This window comes from Streptomyces sp. NPDC079167, assembly GCF_040686735.1.
Taxonomy (GTDB): domain Bacteria; phylum Actinomycetota; class Actinomycetes; order Streptomycetales; family Streptomycetaceae; genus Streptomyces.
This window is the reverse complement of record NZ_JBFBLO010000021.1, coordinates 57,227-77,215: the sequence shown is the minus strand read 5'-3', so window position 1 is coordinate 77,215 and position 19,989 is coordinate 57,227. Positions and strand designations below refer to the sequence as shown.

At 71.1% G+C, this 19,989-nt stretch carries 16 protein-coding genes and 1 other RNA gene; 3 read left to right on the top strand and 14 right to left on the bottom strand.

Annotated elements, in window-relative coordinates; all coding sequences use genetic code 11:
• Positions 1 to 11: 11 nt before the first annotated feature.
• On the bottom strand, positions 12 to 584 hold the full coding sequence (locus AB0P41_RS31360; protein WP_356708670.1) for a YqgE/AlgH family protein: 573 nt from the start codon (positions 582 to 584) through the stop codon (positions 12 to 14).
• Positions 585 to 881: 297 nt separating this feature from the next.
• On the opposite strand from AB0P41_RS31360, the gene murA reads away from it, so the two are divergent.
• Positions 882 to 2,222, top strand: a complete 1,341-nt coding sequence (gene murA / locus AB0P41_RS31355) for a UDP-N-acetylglucosamine 1-carboxyvinyltransferase (protein ID WP_329037820.1) — start codon at positions 882 to 884, stop codon at positions 2,220 to 2,222.
• A gap of 360 nt (positions 2,223 to 2,582) precedes the next feature.
• On the opposite strand, the gene AB0P41_RS31350 is transcribed toward murA, so the two are convergent.
• The 4 genes from AB0P41_RS31350 to AB0P41_RS31335 form a co-directional block, all read right to left on the bottom strand.
• On the bottom strand, positions 2,583 to 2,864 hold the full coding sequence (locus AB0P41_RS31350) for an HU family DNA-binding protein (RefSeq protein ID WP_003968811.1): 282 nt from the start codon (positions 2,862 to 2,864) through the stop codon (positions 2,583 to 2,585).
• A gap of 402 nt (positions 2,865 to 3,266) precedes the next feature.
• Positions 3,267 to 4,700: an NAD-dependent malic enzyme gene (locus AB0P41_RS31345; RefSeq protein ID WP_356708672.1), complete on the bottom strand. Its 1,434-nt coding sequence runs from the start codon at positions 4,698 to 4,700 to the stop codon at positions 3,267 to 3,269.
• A 431-nt stretch (positions 4,701 to 5,131) separates the two neighbouring features.
• On the bottom strand, positions 5,132 to 7,501 hold the full coding sequence (locus AB0P41_RS31340) for a UvrD-helicase domain-containing protein (protein WP_356708674.1): 2,370 nt from the start codon (positions 7,499 to 7,501) through the stop codon (positions 5,132 to 5,134).
• A 244-nt stretch (positions 7,502 to 7,745) separates the two neighbouring features.
• Positions 7,746 to 8,333, bottom strand: coding sequence for an ABATE domain-containing protein (locus tag AB0P41_RS31335; protein ID WP_356708676.1), 588 nt, complete (start codon positions 8,331 to 8,333; stop codon positions 7,746 to 7,748).
• 106 nt (positions 8,334 to 8,439) lie between these two features.
• Between AB0P41_RS31335 and AB0P41_RS31330 the strand changes: the two genes are divergently transcribed.
• Positions 8,440 to 9,045 (top strand): GNAT family N-acetyltransferase, encoded by a 606-nt coding sequence (locus AB0P41_RS31330; protein ID WP_356708678.1) that lies wholly within the window; start codon positions 8,440 to 8,442, stop codon positions 9,043 to 9,045.
• Here AB0P41_RS31330 and AB0P41_RS31325 read toward each other — a convergent pair.
• The 7 genes from AB0P41_RS31325 to AB0P41_RS31295 all read right to left on the bottom strand — a co-directional run bounded on the left by AB0P41_RS31325 (position 8,978) and on the right by AB0P41_RS31295 (position 17,627).
• Positions 8,978 to 9,541: a GNAT family protein gene (locus AB0P41_RS31325; RefSeq protein WP_356708680.1), complete on the bottom strand. Its 564-nt coding sequence runs from the start codon at positions 9,539 to 9,541 to the stop codon at positions 8,978 to 8,980. The two genes, AB0P41_RS31330 and AB0P41_RS31325, sit on opposite strands and share 68 nt — an antisense overlap.
• Positions 9,542 to 9,561: 20 nt before the next feature.
• Positions 9,562 to 10,707, bottom strand: coding sequence for a uroporphyrinogen-III synthase (locus AB0P41_RS31320; protein WP_365935521.1), 1,146 nt, complete (start codon positions 10,705 to 10,707; stop codon positions 9,562 to 9,564).
• 130 nt (positions 10,708 to 10,837) lie between these two features.
• Positions 10,838 to 12,169, bottom strand: a complete 1,332-nt coding sequence (locus AB0P41_RS31315) for a nitrate/nitrite transporter (RefSeq protein WP_356708684.1) — start codon at positions 12,167 to 12,169, stop codon at positions 10,838 to 10,840.
• A 141-nt stretch (positions 12,170 to 12,310) separates the two neighbouring features.
• Positions 12,311 to 13,639: an acyltransferase gene (locus AB0P41_RS31310; protein ID WP_365935519.1), complete on the bottom strand. Its 1,329-nt coding sequence runs from the start codon at positions 13,637 to 13,639 to the stop codon at positions 12,311 to 12,313.
• Positions 13,636 to 15,834, bottom strand: a complete 2,199-nt coding sequence (locus tag AB0P41_RS31305; RefSeq protein WP_365935517.1) for a glycosyltransferase — start codon at positions 15,832 to 15,834, stop codon at positions 13,636 to 13,638. Before AB0P41_RS31305 ends, AB0P41_RS31310 begins: the two co-directional genes overlap by 4 nt.
• Complete coding sequence (locus AB0P41_RS31300; protein ID WP_365935515.1) at positions 15,835 to 16,500, bottom strand: hypothetical protein; 666 nt, start codon at positions 16,498 to 16,500, stop codon at positions 15,835 to 15,837.
• A 155-nt stretch (positions 16,501 to 16,655) separates the two neighbouring features.
• Positions 16,656 to 17,627 carry a LysR family transcriptional regulator gene (locus tag AB0P41_RS31295; RefSeq protein ID WP_365935514.1) on the bottom strand — a complete coding sequence of 324 codons (972 nt, stop codon included), beginning with the start codon at positions 17,625 to 17,627 and terminating at the stop codon, positions 16,656 to 16,658.
• An 83-nt stretch (positions 17,628 to 17,710) separates the two neighbouring features.
• Between AB0P41_RS31295 and AB0P41_RS31290 the strand changes: the two genes are divergently transcribed.
• Positions 17,711 to 18,895, top strand: a complete 1,185-nt coding sequence (locus AB0P41_RS31290; RefSeq protein ID WP_365935513.1) for an MFS transporter — start codon at positions 17,711 to 17,713, stop codon at positions 18,893 to 18,895.
• An 84-nt stretch (positions 18,896 to 18,979) separates the two neighbouring features.
• Here AB0P41_RS31290 and ssrA read toward each other — a convergent pair.
• Positions 18,980 to 19,366, bottom strand: a transfer-messenger RNA (tmRNA) gene (gene ssrA / locus AB0P41_RS31285).
• Positions 19,367 to 19,498: 132 nt separating this feature from the next.
• Positions 19,499 to 19,987 carry an SsrA-binding protein SmpB gene (smpB, locus tag AB0P41_RS31280; protein ID WP_365935511.1) on the bottom strand — a complete coding sequence of 163 codons (489 nt, stop codon included), beginning with the start codon at positions 19,985 to 19,987 and terminating at the stop codon, positions 19,499 to 19,501.
• Between the last annotated feature and the right edge of the window lie 2 nt (positions 19,988 to 19,989).

Here is a 19,989-nt window from a genome sequence, read left to right as displayed (position 1 = left end):
AGCTCCGCGCATCAGTTCAGCGAAGGGTCGTCCGGATACGTCGCGATCATGGCCAGTTCGCTGCGCTGCCGCCGCAGAACCGCACGCCAGAGGTGTTCCGGGCGTGGCGAGGAGACGTCTCCGGGCTCCGACTCGACCACGTACCAGGCGCCGTCCCTCAGCTCCGTCTCCAGCTGGCCCGGCCCCCAGCCCGCGTATCCGGCGAAGATCCGCAGGGAACCGAGGGCCGCCGCCAGCAGCTCCGGCGGCGCGTCCAGGTCCACCAGGCAGATCGCCCCGTGCACCCGGCGCCAGCCGATGGGGGCCGGGGAGGGCCCCTCGTCCCCCGGGATCACCGCCACACCCAGGGCGGAGTCGAGCGACACCGGACCGCCCTGGAAGACCACGTCCGGCTCGCCGGTCAGACCGGCCCAGGACGCGAGGATGTCCGCGACACCGACCGGGGACGGCCGGTTCAGGACCACACCCAGCGAGCCCTCCTCGTCGTGGTCGAGGAGCAGCACCACCGCACGGTCGAAATTCGGGTCCGCCAGGGCGGGCGCGGCCACGAGCAGCCGCCCTGTGAGCGAGGACACCTCCGTCATGGCACAGATGATCCCGCATCCCGGCCCTCCGCGGGGGCCAAGTGGCGCGACCGCCCCCGGAGCGCGCCCCTCCGCAGCTCAGGGCGTACGGGCACCGCACGGGCGCGCGGGGAGCGCACGATCGGGGGACCGGCGGACGCCCCTCGCGGACGGTGACCCTCCGCAAGGACCGGCAAGCAGAACGTGTTGTGGCGGATTCATGACGTTCGTACACCCCCCGGCGCCTTACGGAAGGGGGGCGGGGGCCCATTACCCTTTTGATGGCCCCCTGCCCGACCACTCCGGAACGCGAGATACATGACCGGCACAGACGATGTCCTGCTTGTCCACGGCGGAACCCCGCTGGAGGGCGAGATCCGCGTCCGAGGCGCCAAGAACCTGGTGCCGAAGGCAATGGTCGCCGCGCTGCTCGGCAGCGGGCCCAGCCGGCTCCGCAACGTGCCCGACATCCGCGATGTGCGGGTGGTCCGGGGGCTGCTGCAGCTGCACGGCGTGACCGTCCGCCCCGGCGACGAGCCGGGCGAACTCATCCTCGACCCGTCGCACGTCGAGAGCGCGAACGTCGCCGACATCGACGCCCACGCGGGCTCGTCGCGCATCCCGATCCTCTTCTGCGGCCCCCTGCTGCACCGGCTGGGCCACGCGTTCATCCCGGGCCTCGGCGGCTGCGACATCGGCGGCCGGCCGATCGACTTCCACTTCGAGGTGCTCCGCCAGTTCGGCGCGGTCATCGAGAAGCGGGCCGACGGTCAGTACCTGGAGGCCCCGCAGCGACTGCGGGGCACGAAGATCCGGCTGCCGTACCCGTCGGTGGGCTCCACCGAGCAGGTGCTGCTGACCGCCGTCCTCGCCGAGGGCGTCACCGAGCTGTCCAACGCCGCCGTCGAGCCGGAGATCGAGGACCTCATCTGCGTACTGCAGAAGATGGGCGCGATCATCTCCATGGACACCGACCGGACCATCCGGATCACGGGTGTCGACAGGCTCGACGGTTACACCCACCGGGCGATCCCGGACCGCCTGGAGGCCGCCTCCTGGGCGTCCGCGGCGCTGGCGACCGAGGGCAACATCTACGTGCGCGGCGCCCAGCAGCGCTCGATGATGACCTTCCTCAACACCTTCCGGCGTGTCGGAGGTGCCTTCGAGATCGACGACGAGGGCATCCGCTTCTGGCACCCGGGCGGCGCGCTGAACGCCATCGCCCTGGAGACGGACGTGCACCCCGGCTTCCAGACCGACTGGCAGCAGCCGCTCGTGGTGGCCCTGACGCAGGCCGCCGGACTGTCGATCGTCCACGAGACGGTCTACGAGTCCCGGCTCGGCTTCACCTCGGCGCTCAACCAGATGGGTGCGCACATCCAGCTCTACCGCGAGTGCCTCGGGGGCTCCGACTGCCGGTTCGGCCAGCGGAACTTCCTGCACTCGGCGGTCGTGTCCGGGCCCACGAAGCTCCAGGGCGCGGATCTGGTCATCCCCGACCTGCGCGGCGGCTTCTCGTACCTGATCGCCGCCCTGGCGGCCCAGGGCACGTCCAGGGTGCACGGCATCGACCTGATCAACCGCGGCTACGAGAACTTCATGGACAAGCTCGAGAAGCTCGGCGCGAAGGTCGAGCTTCCCGGCGGCTCGCTCGTCTGACGCGCCCGCCGGCGCACTCCGGCGTACGCACAGTGCTGCCGCACACAGCACTGCGCACCCGCGCACCACAGTCCGCCGCCCCGGCCCCCGCGAGGGACCGGGGCGGCGGGCTTCTGCGTCGGTCCTGCGCTCGTGTCCCGCCCCGGCCACCGGCGGGCACGCCGCAGAACGCCCGTACAGAGCCGAACGGGACACCCGGCCCCCTCCGGGGCCACCGGAGGGGGCCGGAGCGCCGCAGGGCGCCTCACAGCGCCCGCACGGGCGGTGTGCGGCGGGCCGAAGCCCCGGGCCCGCCCCTCGGCATGCCGAAGGGCGGCCGCCCCGGTCGGGACGGCCGCCCTTCATTGATGCCTCGGGGCCTTACTTGCCCTTGGCGGCTTCCTTGAGCTTGGAGCCCGCGGAGACCTTCACGCTGTAGCCGGCCGGGATGTTGATCGGGTCGCCGGTCTGCGGGTTACGAGCGGTGCGAGCGGCACGGTGGGTGCGCTCGAAGGTCAGGAAGCCGGGGATGGTGACCTTCTCGTCGCCCTTGGCGACGATCTCGCCGACGGTCTCGGCGAGGGCGGCCAGAACGGCGTCGGCGTCCTTGCGGGTCACCTCGGCACGGTCGGCCAGGGCGGCCACCAGCTCACTGCGGTTCATGTTTGTACTCCCGTGTTCTTCTTGCCTGTGAGGCGTGAGATCGAAGCCGATGCTGCCAGGGCCCTCTGACAGTCCCCGGACCCGGGTCTGCTGTCAGACCCTCGCGCCCGAATACGCATCCTGCCCCCACCTGCGGCGCTAACGCCAATCCGGAACCCCTCGTCGTCACACGAAAAGCACCACCGGTTGCCTGTGATGACGTTCCGTCGACTTGTTGGAGCGGTCCGCAGCGGATGCCGGGCCTGTGGGGCTCGCTGCCCGCCCACCCTAAAGGGGCGTTTGGGACGCCGCGACCCGCGACGCGCCGTACGGGCCGCCCGGACGTGAGCTACGGCACCGCCCGCGGGAGCCGTCGCCGACCCCCGCGGACGGCGTGTGGCAGGGCCGTCGGAGCGGAGGGGACTACGCGGGGTCGGACGCCGCCTCGGCCACGCCGGCCGCCTTCGCGGCCTCCCGGACCGCACCCGCGACCGCGCCCGCGACCTTGTCGTTGAAGACCGAGGGAATGATGTAGTTCGCGTTCACCTCGTCCTCGGCGACCACGTCGGCGAGGGCTCGCGCCGCGGCGAGCATCATCTCCGTGTTGACGGTGCGGGACTGAGCGTCCAGCAGACCTCGGAAGACACCCGGGAAGACCAGCACGTTGTTGATCTGGTTCGGGAAGTCGGAGCGCCCGGTGGCGACAACGGCCGCCGTCTCGCGGGCGATTGCCGGGTCCACCTCGGGGTCCGGGTTCGCGAGCGCGAACACGATCGCACCCTCCGCCATGGCCGCGACGTCGGCGCCGTCCAGGACGTTCGGAGCGGAGACGCCGATGAAGACGTCGGAGCCGGCGACGGCCTGCTTGAGGGTGCCGGTGACGCCCTCCGGGTTGGTGTTGTCGGCGATCCAGCGCAGCGGTGAGTCCGGGGTGGCGTCCACCAGGTCCTCGCGGCCCGCGTGCACCACGCCGTGGATGTCGGCGACCACCGCGTGCTTGACCCCGGCCGCGATGAGCAGCTTCAGGATGGCCGTGCCGGCAGCGCCGGCGCCGGACATGACGACCCGTACGTCACCGATCGCCTTGCCGACCACGCGGAGCGCGTTGGTCAGCGCGGCCAGGACGACGATCGCGGTGCCGTGCTGGTCGTCGTGGAAGACCGGGATGTCCAGGGCCTCGCGCAGCCGTGCCTCGATCTCGAAGCAGCGGGGGGCGGAGATGTCCTCCAGGTTGATGCCCGCGAAGCCCGGGGCGATCGCCTTGACGATCTCGACGATCGCGTCGGTGTCCTGCGTGTCCAGGCAGATCGGCCAGGCGTCGATGCCGGCGAAGCGCTTGAAGAGGGCCGCCTTGCCCTCCATCACGGGGAGCGACGCCATCGGGCCGATGTTGCCCAGGCCCAGCACCGCCGAGCCGTCCGTGACCACCGCGACGGAGTTCCGCTTGATGGTCAGGCGGCGGGCGTCCTCGGGGTTCTCGGCGATCGCCATGCAGACCCGCGCCACACCGGGGGTGTAGATCATCGAGAGGTCGTCACGGTTGCGGATGGGGTGCTTGGACGCCATCTCGATCTTGCCGCCGAGGTGCATCAGGAACGTACGGTCGGAGACCTTGCCGAGGACGACGCCCTCGATGTCGCGCAGGCCTTCGACGATCTCGTCCGCGTGCGAGGTGGAGGAGGCCGCGATCGTGACGTCGATCCGCAGCTTCTCGTGGCCGGAGGCGGTCACGTCGAGGCCGGTGACCGAGCCTCCGGAGGACTCCACGGCCGTGGTGAGCTGGGAGACCGCTGTGCCGCTCGCGGGCACCTCCAGCCTGACCGTCATCGAGTACGAGACGCTGGGCGCCGTTGCCATGGCCGAGTCCTTCGCTTTCCTGAGCTTCGTTGCCGCACGCGGACGGGGCTCAGCCCCGCACGTGCGTTCCGATCGTCGCACCTACCGGCCGGTAGCAGTTAATGACTGCCACCTTTCGGAAACTTTCTTCCACCATACGAGAAGTAGTGGTGATGCGTAACCCTGGAACCCCAGCAGATGCGTAACCCGTGAACACAAACAGACCCGCGCCACCAGAAGGTGACGCGGGTCTGTCTTCCACGAGTCAGGTGACACCGGCCCGCCATGCTCGCCTCGCGGCAAGTGGTCGCTCGTAGCGACTAAGGTTGGGCCCGGGGGCTTGGATCGAGCCGGTGCCGACTCCAGGCTAACAAACACCCCGGAAAAGTGATTCCCGTGCGACGGGTTGACTCCGCGGAGCACTCCGCACGCAGGCGCCGACGGCCCCTCCCTCAGTCCCTCAGCAGGTCCGGAACCCCGTCCTCGTCCGGCATGTCGCGCTCCCCTGAGACCACGGTGAGCTGTTGCGTCGCACGGGTGAGTGCCACGTACAGCACGCGCAGCCCGGCCGGGGACTCGTCGGCGATCTCCGCGGGTGAGACCACCACCGTGGCGTCGTACTCCAGGCCCTTCGCCTCCAGGCTCCCCAGCGCCACGACACGCTCGCCGAGCTCCGCGAGCCAGGTACGGGCCTCGGCCCGGCGGTTCATCGCGACGACCACGCCCACGGTGCCGTCCACCTCGTCGAGCAGCCTGCGGGCCTCCTCGCGGACGGTCGAGGCGAGGTCGCCGTCCCGCACCGCTTCGAAGCGCGGCTCGACACCCGTCGAGCGGACCGCGGCCGGGGACTCCATCCCCGGCATGGCCAGCGCCAGCACCTTGGCCGCGAGCTCGGCGATCTCCGCCGGGTTTCGGTAGTTCACGGTGAGGGTGAACCGGCGCCGCGGCCGGTTGCCGAGCGCCTCGTCACGGGCGGCGGCCGCCTCGTCCGGGTCCGACCAGGAGGACTGCGCCGCGTCGCCGACGATCGTCCAGGTCGCGTGCCGGCCGCGGCGGCCGACCATCCGCCACTGCATGGGCGTCAGGTCCTGCGCCTCGTCGACGATGACGTGGGCGTACTCGGTACGCTCCGCCGCCAGCCGTTCGGCCCGCTCGCGCTGCGTCTCCTCGCGCTGCGGCATCAGCTCCTCCAGCCCCGTGAGCTGGTCCAGGGGGTCCGCCTCCCGCTGCCTCTTCGGGCGGGCCGGGGTGCCCAGGAGGGTCTGGAGCTCGTCCAGGATCGCCACGTCGTGGACGGAGAGCGGGCCCTTGCCGTCCTCGTCCAGCCGCTTCAGCGAACGGGCCAGACGGCGCACCTCACCCTGGTTGAGGATCCGGCGCGCCCATCTGCTGAGCCGCCGCTCGTCGGACATCGCGGCGAGCACCTGACGCGGGGTGAGCTCCGGCCACCAGGCGTTCAGGAAGGTGAGGAACGGCGTCTCGGTGGACACGTCCTCGTCGAACGAGGAGCGCAGCTCCGCGGCCAGCTCCGGGTCGGTGTAGCGGCCCCGGCCGGACGACTTGTTCCACAGGGCGTCCAGGAGCAGCTTGCGGGCGCGCGGGCGCAGCAGGTTGACCGGCGCCGTGCCGCCGAGGACGTTGTGCCGGATCCGCCGGAGCTCGTCGGCCTCCAGTTCGACGCGCGCGCCGAAGGCCACCACCCGCAGCCGGGTGGGGGTCCCCGCCTCGGCGGGGGCCTCTCCGAACTCCAGCTGGCCCTCCTGGGGGGCGGGCCGGGGCGCGGGCTGCTCCAGGGCTCCGCGGGCGGCCTTGCGCACCACGTGGAGCATCCGGGACGAGCCCTTGATCCGGGCGACGGCAGGCTCGTCGTAGGTGGTCGCGCCCTCCACCCCGGCGGCCTCGTCGGACAGCGAACCGACCGCGCGGATCGCGACCTGGCCCTCCTCGCCGAGCGAGGGCAGCACTCCTTCGGTGTACGCGACCAGGAGCGGGGTCGGCGAGACGACGAGGATGCCGCCCGCGTACCGGCGCCGGTCCTGGTAGAGGAGGTACGCGGCCCGGTGCAGGGCCACCGCCGTCTTACCGGTGCCGGGGCCGCCGGAGACCTCGGTGACGGAGGCCGCGGGGGCCCGGATCACCAGGTCCTGCTCGGCCTGGATCGACGAGACGATGTCCCGCATCGTGTGGCTGCGTGCCTGGCCCAGCGCGGCCATCAGGGCGCCGTCACCGATGACGGGCAGCTCGTCGCCCTCCAGCCGTGCGGTCAGCTCCGGACGCATCAGGTCGTCCTCCACCCCGAGGACCCTGCGGCCCTTGGAGCGGATGACCCGGCGGCGTACGACCCGGCCCGGCTCCTTCGGCGTCGAACGGTAGAACGGCGCGGCGGCCGGCGCCCGCCAGTCGATCACCAGCGGTGCGTAGTCGGAGTCGAGCACTCCTATACGGCCGATGTGGAGGGTCTCCGCGATCTCGGCTGTGTCGTCCTCCCCCACGGCGTCGTCCGCCGCCTCCACGGAGGTGAAGGCGCCGTCCGGGCCGCGTTCGCCGTCCTTGCCGCGCAGCAGATCGATCCGCCCGAAGAGGAAGTCCTCGAACTCACTGTTCAGCCGGTTCAGATGGACTCCGGCGCGGAAGACCTGGGCGTCCCTTTCGGCGAGTGCCCCGGGGGTGCCTACCTGGCCCCGTTTGCTGGCGTCCTGCATGAGAAATTCCGCCTCGTCGATCTTCTCTTCGAGACGGCGGTAGACCCGGTCCAGATGTTCTTGTTCGACACCGATTTCCCGGTCCCGCAACGAATCGACAGCGGCATCCTGCGCGGCCACCGAGGCCCCCTTCTGACGTGCATCGGGCAGCCGTCAACCGTACGCGAAAGGGGGCCTCCGGCGCACCTGCCGCCCGGATCGTGTCCGCGCGTCGATCGGGTGGGAGGAATCCTTCGTCCCGTGTCCCCATTCCGGTACGGACCCTGAGGTGACGGACCTCCTCGCCGCCGGTACTCGACACGGCGACCAGGCCGCATTTCTCAGGACTGCGACGTTCGCCGGGCATTCGGGACCGTGAAGGTCCTCACGTCAGGGCCCTCACGCGGCGCCGGTGCCTGGCCACCCGCTCCCGGTTGCCGCAGACCTCGCTGGAGCACCAGCGGCGCCGCCGCCCCCTCGACGTGTCCAGATAGAGCCGCCGGCAGGCGTCGCCCTCGCACCGGCGCAGTCCCGCCCGCGCGATCGGGTCGGTGAGCAGGTCGACGGCGTCCCGGGCCACCTCGGCGAGCAGCTCCCGGCACCCAGGGTCCGCGATCGGCGCCCGTACGAGCGCACCGCCCCGGCCCCGCACGGCCCGCAGCCCCGGCGGGGCGCCCGCTGCCAGCGCGTTGACCCGCTCCAGGGCGCTGTCGGCGCTCCCCCCGGTCAGCTGAGCCGCCATCAGCCGGTCGATTCTCGTACGCAACTGCCGGAAGCGCGCCACCCAGGTCTCGTCGACCGCCGCCAGCGGCGTCCCTCGCGGGACCAGCCGCGAGGCCACCAGCCACTCGGCGAGACGCGCCGGGCAGTCGAGCCGCTCGCACGCGCCGGAGACCGGCCCCGTCGCCACCAGGTCCAGACAGACACGCCCCGGGTCGAACCGCCGGTCGTACGCGCCCGTGCCCGCCGCCATGAGCCTGTCACCGCCTCGGGGGTCATCTGTCGAGGAGAGTCACCCCCAGAGTGCCCGGATCCGGCCCGGCCCGGAACCCCTGCGGACACCGCCGTACCGTGTCCGCATGAACGACGCCACGGTCACGCTGACGGCCGGCTCCCTGCTCCTGCGCCCCTGGCGGCGGGACGACGTACCGGCGCTGCTCGCGGCGTACGACGACCCGGCGATGCGGCGGTGGCTGCGGACTCAGGTCCCGGACGCCGGGGAGGCCGAGCACTGGATGACCGCGCAGGAGGAGGGGTGGGCGTCCGGGAGGCGGTTCAGCTTCGCGGTGACCGACACGGCCGGTCAGGGTGAGCTCGTCGGCAACCTCGCGCTGAACCGTTCCGGCCCCGGCGCGGAGAGCGCCCGGGCCGGTTACTGGACGACGGCGGCGGCACGCGGCCGGGGCGTGGCCCCGCGCGCTCTCGGGGCGCTCACCGACTGGGCGTTCACCACCTTCGCCGAGGACGGGCTCCGGAGCCTCGACCTGTTCCACGGAGCCGGCAACGAGGCGTCCTGCCGGGTCGCGGAGAAGTCCGGCTTCCCGCTCGCGGAACTGGTCCCCGCCCGGCCCCCGCGCCACCCGCGGGGCGGGCACCGGCACTCCCGGCAGGCACCGCTCAGCGCTGCGGCGGGCCGTCGTGCAGGATGCGCTGGAACAGCCGGTGGTCCTGCCACGAGCCGTTGATGTGGAGATAGCGCGGCGCCGTGCCGTAGAGCTCGAAGCCGCACTTCGCCAGCACCCGCTGCGAGGCCGCGTTGTCCAGCACCGTCCCGGCCTCGACCCGGTGCAGCCCGAGCCCGTCCCGTGCCAGCTCGCAGACCCGGGTCACGGCGGCCGTGGCCAGGCCCCGGCCCGCCCGGTCGACGTCGATCCAGTAGCCGAGCCGGGCGTTGCGGAACGGCCCGCGCTCGATGGAGGCGAGCGTCATCGCCCCCACGACCCGGTCCTCGTCGTCGGCCAGCGCCCAGGGCATCGCGCGCCCCGCGTCCCGGTCCGCCAGCAGGCCCGTCAGCCGCTGGAGCTGGCCCTCCGGGGTGAAGAAGAGCTCGGGGCGCACGGGCTCCCAGCGGCGCATGTACGCGCGGCTGCGGGTCAGGGTCTCGGCGAACGAGGCGGCGTCGTCCAGGGTCACGGGCCTCAGCCGGACACCGTCGGTCAGGATATGGGCGTCTTCGATCATCCCCGCACCGTAGCGGCCCGTCAGGAGGCGTCGTACTTGGTGTCCGCAGACGGGTCCAGCGCCAGCCGGTAGCCGCGCTTGACGACCGTCTGGATCAGCCGGGGCACCCCCAGCGCCGTACGCAGCCGGGCCATCGCCGTCTCCACCGCGTGCTCGTCGCTGCCGCTGCCCGGCAGGGCCCGCAGCAGGTCGGCGCGGGAGACCACCCAGCCGGGCTTGCGGGCCAGCGTGTGGAGCAGGGCCATGCCGGCCGGCGGCACCGGGCGCAGGGCTCCGTCGACCAGCACGGCGTGGCCCCGGATCTCCACGTGATGGCCGGCGACGGGGAGCGCGCGGGCCCGGGCGGGCAGCTGGGCGCAGAGCACCTGGACGAGCGGCCCCAGCCGGAAGCGCTCGGGCTGGACGGTGTCGATGCCCTTGGCCTGCAGGGGCAGGGCCGTGACCGGTCCGACGCAGGCGGTGACGACGTCATGGCTGAGGGCGTCCAGCACCTCGGGGAGCATGCCGCGCGCCTCCGCCCGGTTCAGGTAGGACGCGGCGGCGGGGGCACTGGTGAAGGTGAGGGCGTCGAGGCCGCGGGCGACGGTGACGTCGAGCATGCGGTCGAGCGGGGTGATGTCCTCCGGTGGCATCCACCGGTAGACGGGTACGCCGACGACTTCGGCGCCCGCCGCACGGAGCGACTCGACGAAGCCGGGCAGCGGTTCGCCGTGCAGCTGGAGCGCGACCCGGCGGCCCGAGACGCCTTCGCCCAGCAGCCGGTCCAGCACCTCGGCCATCGACTCGGACTGCGGCGACCACGCCTCGGTGAGACCGGCCGCCCGGATGGCGCCCTTGACCTTGGGGCCACGGGCCAGCAGCTCGATACCGCGCAGCAGTTCGAGGAGCTCGTCACCGACGCCCCAGCCGTCGGCGGCCTCCACCCAGCCCCTGAAGCCGATGGCGGTGGTCGCGATCACGACGTCCGGTGCGTTGTCGATCAGTTCCTTGGTGGCGGCCAGGAGTTCGCTGTCGTCCGCGAGCGGCACGATCCGCAGTGCGGGCGCGTGCAGGACCGCGGCGCCCCTGCGCGTGAGGAGCGTCCCCAACTCCTCCGCGCGACGGGCTGCGGTCACCCCGACCGTGAAGCCCGCCAGGGGCCCGTGCTGTGCGTCGTCGTCGTGCATGGCGTGATACCCGGCTCTCGTCCCGCTGGTGCTCGATGATGCGGAGGACCGAGACTGTCAACCCTGCGTGACAGTCTCGGTTCTCCTGTATTTCCCGCCCGTTACGTCATACGACGTGTTGTGGTCATGCTCACACCTCGGCATAGCTGAGCTGCGGCTTCGCGGCCACCGCTTGGGTACGCCGAAGGTATACCGCCCACGTGAGGGTGAAGCAGACGGCGTAGAAGCCGAGGAAGCACCAGAACGCGGCCGTTCCGGCGCCCGAGGTGGCGAAGGACTGGCGGAACGCCAGGTTGATCGCGAGGCCGCCCAGGGCGCCGACCGCCCCGATGAGTCCCATGGCGGCCCCGGAGAGCCGCCGTCCGTACGCAGCGGCCTCCTCGCCCCGCAGTCCCTTGGCGATGCCCTGCGCGTGGAAGATGCCCGGGATCATCTTGAACGTGGAGCCGTTGCCGAGGCCCGTCAGCACGAACAGCGCGATGAAGCCGACGAGGAACACCGCCAGCGACTCGATGCCGGAGGCGTAGACGACGACACCGGTGGCCGCGGCCATGGCCGCGAAGTTCCACAGGGTGATCCGGGCGCCGCCGTACAGGTCGGCGAGCCGGCCGCCCGCGGGCCGGATCAGGGAACCGAGCAGCGGGCCGATGAAGGTGAGCGAGGCGGCCTGCAGCGGAGTGCGGCCGAACTGGGTCTGCAGGACGAGTCCGAAGGCGAAGCTGTAACCGATGAACGAGCCGAAGGTGCCGATGTAGAGCACCGCCATGATCCAGGTGTGCGGCTCGCGCACGGCCTGGAGCGCCGCCCCGGTGTCGTTCTGCACGGGCCGGAGGTTGTCCATCCTGAGCGCGGCGCCCAGCGCGGCGACAACGATCAGCGGTACGTACACCCCGAGCACGATCCGCGGATGCGCGGCGCCCGCCGTACCGATCACCAGCAGCCCGATGAGCTGGACCACCGGGACGCCGATGTTGCCACCGCCTGCGTTGAGCCCGAGCGCCCAGCCCTTCTTGCGCAGCGGGAAGAAGGCGTTGATGTTCGTCATCGACGAGGCGAAGTTGCCGCCCCCGATGCCGGTGAGCGCGGCGACGACGAGGAACGTGGTGTACGAGGTGCCGGGCTCCATCACCCAGAAGGCGGCGAGGGTCGGCACCAGGAGGGACAGGGCGCTGAAGACGGTCCAGTTGCGCCCGCCGAACAGCGCGACCGCGAAGGTGTACGGCACCCGGACGATGGCGCCGACCAGGGTGGCCGTGGAGATCAGGAAGAACTTCCCGGCCGGGTCGATGCCGTACTCCGGCCCCATGAAGAGGACCATGACGGACCACAGGGACCAGATCGAGAACCCGATGTGCTCCGAGAGCACGGAGAACCACAGGTTCCTCCGGGCGGTCTTCTCGCCCGTCTCGCGCCAGAAGGTCTCGTCCTCCGGCTCCCACTGCTCGATCCAACGACCGGCCATCACGCGCCTCCACAGGGGTCGGGGTGTTGTCCTGCCGACGCTAGGGAGCCCGCGTTTCGGTGCGGTGCCGTGAGGTGACCGGTGCGCAACCTTGCTCTCACTCGGCCGCGTGGGGTGCGGTGAGCACCCCACGCGGGCCGGTCATGCCCGGCGCCTGCGGTCCGGCCCGTTCGGCCAGAGGCGCGGCGTGCGCTTGGCGGCGACGTCCTCGACCCAGCCGAACGCCAGGATCGCGAGACCGATCAGCGGCCAGATCGCGATCAGGATCAGTCCGTCGTACGACTTCTCGATGTACGTGTCGAACGTGTCGCCGAACCACGGGACGGACCAGAGGCCTTCCACGAGCTGCGCGGCCGCCATCAGCAGCAGGTTGTGCCACAGGTAGATCGTCACGGCCCGGTTGTTGGCCAGCGTGACCAGGCTGTCCCAGCCGGCGAGCCTGCCGGGGAGCTTCTTCCAGGACGGGGCGTAGACCAGGAGGACCGCGCAGAAACCGAGGGACCAGGTGGCCTGGGCGAGCGGGATCTCGTCCAGGTTCCAGCCCTCCTCGGTGAGGTGCCCGGACGCCCACCACAGGCCGAAGCCCATGACGATCGCGGCGGACGACACCGCCAGATAACGCGGGATCTCCTTCAGCAGTCCGTCGTTGTGGGCGAAGCCGAGGACCCAGCAGGACCCGAACACGGCGAAGTCCAGGAGTCCTTCGCCGAAGGTGCCGGGGACGGTCACGAGGCCGGTGCCGATCACCGCCGTGAGGGCGACCGGGGCGAGCAGTGTGGCCCACGGCAGCCTGCGGAACGCCTTGAGCAGCAGGGGCGAGGCGAGGACGAACCAGAGGTAGGTCTGGAGGTACCAGAGCGGCCCCGCCGCCTGGTCCGCCCAGTCCATCTCCAGCCAACCGCCGGTGGAGCCGCTCTCCTCGGGGTACGGGGGCGAGCCGAGCGGGAAGAGGTAGTTGCCGAGCTTGATGAACCACCACAGCCCCTCCTCCCGGACGGGTTTCCAGCTCAGTGCGAACATCACCGGCAGGACGACGAGCGAGAACAGCCACATCGGGGGCAGCAGCCTGCGCAGCCGGCTGCGGATCACGCTGCCCGCGGGCCGGGCCAGCGAACGCGCCATCAGCGACCCCGCCAGGGCGAACATCACGCCCATGGACGGGAAGAGGACGGTCAGCCAGGCCCAGCCGAAGAGGTGGAAGACCACGACACGGACGAGGGCCACGGCCCTGAGCAGGTCGAGGTAGCGGTCCCGCACGGGCCTGGCGAGGGGCGCGGGAGTCCGGCCGGCGGTCTCCGGAGCGGCGGTGCCGTGCTCCGGGTTCGCCGAAGGGGCGGCGGTGCCGTGCTCCGGGTACGCCGAAGGGGCGGCGGTGCCGTGCTCCGGGTACGCCGAAGGGGCGGGCGGGACGGGCAGCGGCACGGTGTACGCGCCACCGGCCGGCGCGTGCCCCTGGTCGGGGTGGGTCATGCCACCGGCCTCCGGTCCTTGTCCGTGTCCTTACGTCGGGTCTGGGTGCCTCCCGGTGCCTCCACCACGCCCGTACGCCGCAGCTTCTGCCAGCGCAGCCGGCCCCCGGTGAGAGCGGTGATCCAGGACTGGAGCAGCACGACGTACATCAGCTGCCGGTAGAGGATCTGCTGGAGCGGCAGGGAGATCAGATGCGTCATGCGCTCCCGGTCGAGCCGGAAGGCGTACGCGGCGCAGACGGCCTGCACCAGCAGGACGCCGAACCAGGCCGCGACCGTCTTCCCCGTCGGGCCGAAGACCAGTCCGTAGAGCAGGAAGACGTCGATGAGGGGCGCCAGCAGCGGGGCGACGACCATGAACAGGGAGACGAACGGCAGGCCCACACGTCCGAAGCGGCCCGAGGGTCCCTTCTCGATGACCGCGCGGCGGTGTTTCCAGATGGCCTGCATCGTGCCGTAGGACCACCGGTAGCGCTGCGACCACAGTTGCTGCACCGACTCGGGGGCCTCGGTCCAGGCACGGGCGTTCTCCGCGTAGACGACGCGCCAGCCGTCGCGGTGCAGTGCCATGGTGACGTCGGTGTCCTCGGCGAGGGTGTCCTCGCTCATCCCGCCGATCCGGTCCAGCCCCTCCCGGCGGAAGGCGCCGACCGCCCCGGGGATGGTGGGCATGCAGCCCAGGAGGTCGTACATCCTGCGGTCGAGGTTGAAGCCCATCACGTACTCGATGTGCTGCCAGGCGCCGATCAGCGAGTCGCGGTTGCCGACCTTGGCGTTGCCCGCGACGGCTCCGACCCTGGGGTCGGCGAACGGCTGCACGAGCTCACGCACGGTGGAGGGTTCGAAGACCGTGTCGCCGTCCATCATCACGACGATGTCGTAGCGGGCGTGCGCGATGCCGTTGTTGAGGGCGGCGGGCTTGCCGGCGTTGCGCTGGCGCACGACCCGGACGTTCGGGATCCACATCGCCTCGACGAGGTCGGCCGTGCCGTCCGTCGAGCCGTCGTCGATGACGATGACCTCGATCGGGTAGTCGCTCGCCACCAGCGACCGGACGGTCGCCTCGATGCACTCACGCTCGTTGTAGGCGGGGACGAGGACCGAGACGGGCCGGTCGAACTCCGCGCCCCAGCTGAAGTTCCTGCGGCGCACCTTCCTGGCGTGCAGGAAGGACAGCAGCAGCATCAGGCCGAAGCGGACCATCACCAGCACGCCGATGACGGCGAGGCCCACCACCAGGACGCCGGTGACGTGTTCGGAGATCCCCACCGCTCCGACGAACGCCTTGCCCTTCCAGAGCGCGAACCCGGTGGCCGGGGTGTGTGCGCTGGGGGCGCCGAGCGCCGAGGTCAGGTTGGTGAAGTCGTAACCCCGGTCCTGCATCTGGGGCAGGAACTTCCCCAGGGCGGCCACGGTCTGGGACCGGTCGCCTCCGGAGTCGTGCATCAGGATGATCGCGCCCTCGCCGTGCCGGGGCGTGGCGCGCTCGATGATCGCGTCGACGCCGGGGCGCTTCCAGTCCTCGCTGTCGGTGTTGTTCACGACGGTGAGGTAGCCGCGGCTGCCGATGTACTGCGTGACCGGCCAGGACTTGTTGTCCATGGCGTCGGAGAACGAGGAGTACGGAGGCCGGAACAGCGACGTACGGATGCCGGCCGCGCCCGCCAGTACCAGCTGGTTCTGGGACAGCTCCCAGTCGATGCGGCTGGTGGACTGGAAGGAGAGGTCGGGGTGGTTGAAGGTGTGGAGCCCGACCTCGTGCCCCTCGTCGACCATCCGCTCGACGAGGTCCGGGTAGCGCGAGGCCATGGTGCCGGTGACGAAGAAGACGCCGTGCGCGTGGTGCTTCTTGAGCTCGTCCAGGACCTTCGGGGTCCAGACCGGGTCGGGGCCGTCGTCGAAGGTCAGGACGATCTTGTGGTCGGGTATCCGGAGCGTCTCGGCCTCCTCGCCCGCCGCGCGGGCGTCGATGACCGGGCCGCCCTCGATCACCTTGTCGGGCACCTGGGTGGTGGGAGCGGGCGGCTGGACGCGGTGGTCGGCGAGGATCTCGCTGTGCACGTATCCGCGCAGCATGAGCATGGCGAGCAGGGCCACAAGAAGGAGTGACGGAAGCAGGTAGCGCATGGGAAGTCTGCGCCTGACGGTCCGCTTCTTCTTCCGGTTGTGTCTGCCCCGCGAAACGGGGGTTGTCATCTACTGAGCGCCTTCTTGTGGTTGCACCGGTGTTTCCGAGGGGTCCGGGGAGGCCAGCGGACTGTCGTCGACGGACGGCTCGGTGGTGGCCGGCGGCGAGGAGTCACCGGCCGGCTGTTCGGGGACCGCGTCGTCCGGGACGGCGGGGGCCGAAGCGGTGCCGGTCCGGGCGGGCTCGCCGGCCGCGGAGGCCGAGGCACTCGCGCCGGGCCGGGCGGAGCCGGACGCGTCGGGGCCGCGCGACGGAGGGGCGACCACGGTGCCCGAGGCGGAGGCGGAGGCGCTGGGCGTCGCTCCGGGGCTCCCGGACACGGTGGCGTCACTCGGTGCGGGCCGCACCTCGACCTCTTCGGCGTGCTTCTCCTCCTGCCGGGAGAGCGGCAGGAACGGAGCGGTGGAGTTCCCTCCGAGCACGGCGACCACGAGCGTCACCGCGTACACCGCGCAGATCGCGGCGAGCACCCAGCCCACACGCCTGTACGTCTTGCTCCGGCGGCCGCTCTCGTCGACGAAGACCGGGCCGTCGGACGGGGCCGGCGGGCCGGGTTCGACGGGTAGTTCGGAGAGCTGACGCCCGAGTCCGTCGAGTTGGACGGTGACGTCGTTCGGCTCGTGCGTGTGCCCGGTACGGGTACCTTCGCGCCAATTTTCCACAGGTGATCGCACTTCCCCCACTGAATCAAACAGATGCGCGGGAAATGACTGGAATCATGCCAACGAACCGGGCCCCCACCCCGTCCGCGCGCCACCTGCCACCGAGCACCCGAAGCCCCGAATGTAGCGCACGACGGCGACCGGGAGAGGGTCGTATCGCCTGTTGTTCATGAACAGTGACTCATAAGTGACACATCGGCTTCCGGTAGCCACGATGTCCGTGGCCGTACCATCCATCCTTCTGTGGCCGCGAGTTCGGCGGCTGCGGCGCGCAATGCGGAGAGGCCGGGGTGGTCGAGCCCCTTGCGCCAGACCATCAGCAGCGGCGACAGCGGCACCGGCCGTACGAGCGGGCGCAGGACCGTCCCCGGCAGCGGCGGGAAGCCCGCGACGGCCAGCACGGGGTTCCCCGTCTTCGCCATCACCCGCTGAAATTCGGCCACTCCGACGGCAAGCGGGGCCGGCGGCGCCAGGACGATCCCCCACTCCTCGAAGAGCGCGGCCGCGAGGTCCGTCCACTCCAGCGTGCGCGCATTGCCCGCCCCGGCGTAGACGGTCTCACCGGTCAGATCGCTCAGGGCGACCTCTTCGCGCCCGGCCAGAGGATGACCGTGCGGCAGCAGGACCGCCATGGGCTCGTACCGCACCGGTTGTACGGAGAGCTGGGCGAGCACCGCGGGATCGAGCCCGGCGGCCCGCCCGAAGGAGACGTCGAGCCGCCCGGCGAGCACCTCACCGGCCGCCCAGGTCAGCCCGCTCTCGAAGCGCGCCATCAGCTCGCACTCCGGCGCGAGCTCCCGCGCGCGGGCCAGCACCCGGGCCGCCGTCATCCCGTCGGTGTTGAGATCGACGAGCAGCGGCCGGTCCGCCGGGTCCGCGAAGGCGGCGGAGAGTGCGGCGTGGGCGTCTAGCACCCGGCGGGCGTACGGGACGAGGCGTTCCCCGTCGGCGGTGAGCGACACCTGCCGGGTGGTACGGACGAAGAGCTCCCGGCCCAGCTCTCGCTCCAGCCGGCGGATGTCCCGGCTCAGCGCCTGCTGGGCGACGTAGAGCCGGGCGGCGGCCCGGGTGAAGTGCAGCTCCTGCGCCACCATGACGAAGGCGTGGAGAAGACGGGGATCGATGTCGGTCGCGGCCACGGGGTCAATTTACAACAAAAGTGCGTCAATGGGGTCCGATCAGGTGTTGGACGCCACGGGCCACCCGATCCGAGGGTGGACGCGTGCATCAAGAAACCGCCACTCCCCCGTCACTTCCGGGTTCGTACCTGCGCCTCCTCGCCACCCCCGGAGCGCGCGCGTTCACCGCGGGCAATCTCCTCGCCCGGCTCCCCATGGGCATGTTCAGCGTCAGCGCCGTCATCATGATCGCCGGGGCGCACGGCTCGTACGCCCTGGCCGGGGCCGTCACCGCGACCGGACTGGCGGCGACCGCCGTGGTCGCCCCCTGGACGGCGCGCCTCGTCGACCGGTACGGACAGGCCAGGATCGCGGTGCCCGCGACGGCCGTCGCGGTGCTCGGCTCGCTCACCCTGGTGCTCTGCGTGCGCTACGACGCACCGGTCTGGACGCTCTTCGCCGCCTACGCCGCCACGGCCACCACCCCGAACACCGGCGGCATGTCCCGGGCCCGCTGGGCCCATCTGCACCGGGGCGACCCGGCGGCCCTGCACACGGCGAACTCCTTCGAACAGGCCGCCGACGAGCTGTGCTTCATGCTCGGCCCGGTCCTCGCGGCGTCCCTCTGCGGAGCACTCTTCCCCGAGGCCGGCACGCTCACCGGCGCGGTCCTGCTCATGACCGGCGTCCTGGTCTTCGCCGCGCAGCGCGCGACGGAGCCGCCGGTGGCGCCCCGCACTCCTGCGGCCTCGCCCCTGCGTACCCCGGGCGTACCCGCACTGCTCATGGTCTTCCTGGCCACGGGGGCGGTCTTCGGGGCGATGGAGGTCGTCTCCATCGCCCATGCGGGAGGCGCCATCCTGGCTCTCCAGGCCGCGGGTTCCTGCGTGGCGGGCCTGGTCTACGGCTCGCTGCGCCCCGCCGGGGACGTACACCGCAGGCTGCTGCTCTGCCTGACCTGCATGACGGGCCTGATGTCATTGCCGCTGCTGGCCGCGACCACCACCGGTTCACTGCCGGTGCTGGCCGGCTGCCTGCTGCTGGCAGGAGCGGCGACGGCCCCCACCATGGTCACCGGCATGACGCTGATCCAGCGGCTCACCCCGGCAGCACAGATCAACGAGGGCATGACGCTGGCCGTCACCGCACTCCTGGGCGGCATAGCGGCGGGGTCCGCGACGGGCGGCTGGGCGGTCGAGCACGCCGGGACGGTGAGCGGTTACGCGGCACCGGTGTGCGCGGCGGCTCTCGCCCTGGCCGTGGCTGCCGTGGGAACGCGCAGAGCCTGAAGGGGAACACGTGAGAAAACGACCACCCCGAAAAAAACGAGGACCCCGCTGCCAGGGGCAACGGGGTCCTCGTTCACATGGGAATTGTGGAGATGGCGGGAATCGAACCCGCGTCCAACGGTGCGGAACCAGGGCTTCTCCGAGTGCAGTTCGCTACGCTTTTCTCGGCCCCGGAGGTCACGCGAACAAGCCTCCGACAGGCCCAGTCACTGTTTGATTTCCTTCTAGGCCCCGTGACCGGGCTTAGAAGTTTAGATCCCTAGTTGATGCCAGGATCCGGGTCGGGATCAACCCCGGGCTGACACTCCGCAGAGTCTTCGCTAGCTGCTAATTAGGCAGCGAGGGCGAAGGCGGAGGAATCGCGCTTGGAATTGGCGATTATTGTTTGCGACATATGGTTTACGAGATCATTGCCGCTTCCTCGACTCGCTTCCCCTGCTTCGACATCCGCTGTCGAAACCGATCATCCCCATGTTGTTTTTTCAAATGCGCACACCCTCTGTGGGGTGCACGGCCCATCGTACGTGACCAACGCACGCGGATGCCACTGTATTCCGGTGGCTCCGGGGCCGCCGGCCCCGGACACGCGCCGCGCCGGTCCGGCTACGCGCTGCGCTGGCGCCTGCGGGCCGCCGAGATCGCGCGGTTCGTCTCCTGCGTGTCCTGCTTCTCACGCAGTGTCTGACGCTTGTCGTACTCCTTCTTGCCCTTCGCGAGCGCGATCTCGACCTTGACGCGGCTGTCCTTGAAGTACAGCGCGAGCGGCACGATCGTGTGGCCCGTCTCCTGCGACTTGGACGACAGCTTGTCGATCTCGGCCCGGTGCAGGAGCAGCTTGCGCTTGCGCTTGGCCGAGTGGTTGGTCCAGGTGCCCTGCACGTACTCCGGGACGTGGATGTTGTGCAGCCACGCCTCCCCGTTGTCGATCTGGACGAAGCCGTCGACCAGCGACGCCCTGCCCATCCGCAGCGACTTGACCTCCGTGCCCATGAGCACGAGACCGCACTCGTAGGTGTCGAGGACGTGGTAGTCGTGCCGCGCCTTCTTGTTCTGCGCAATCATCTTGCGCCCGGTGTCTTTTTCCTTGGCCATAG